At 49.0% G+C, this 600-nt stretch carries 1 protein-coding gene; it reads right to left on the reverse strand.

Annotation, left to right across the window (positions count from 1 at the left end):
- Positions 1-600, reverse strand: a 600-nt coding sequence (locus ACWHAR_RS29500; RefSeq protein WP_452088745.1) for a trypsin-like serine peptidase, incomplete at both ends; no start/stop codon positions are given.

Consider the following 600-nt stretch of genomic DNA (forward strand, 5'->3'; position numbering starts at 1 on the left):
ACGTGTCCATTGCGTACTGCAATTTATACGTTTCGGAGATGGCAATCGGTCCTGAATGCTGCCATTGTGTGCCTGCTGTTTTATCGCCTGGGTAGCCGCTGATGGTAACAGTTGTCCCAACAAGTGATGAAGTAGTGTACGAGTATCCGAAGTATCCGACAGTATTGCCGATCGGTTCGCTTAGTTCGATTGCGCCGTAATCGTAATTGGTGTTTCCGCTTCTCCATCCTGACGGAATAAAGTAGCGCGTCGATTTAACTGAGCCGTAAGGATAGCTTGTCCCGTTCCGTCCCGGCGAAACAGTGGCTGTACCGGCAAATGAACCGCTTGATGTGTCATAGATGCAGTGTCCGGCTGTTGCGACGGTTTTCGGACCGATCATCCATCCGGTGCATGAACCGATGCTGCTTGAAATATGAACGATCGCTCTGTACGGATATGCGGTTGTGTTGGTGACCCTTGTCCGATCATCAGAACCAATCACCGATTTAATGCTGTAAGGAGCTTTGGCGGGTGACTTTTTTTCCGCTTTTTCCTTTGTTTCATTCACTTTGCCGGTGCCTGTAAACGCTTTTGAATACAAGCCGTATTGATCGCTCT

It is taken from the genome of Bacillus sp. LR--39 (assembly GCF_053613335.1).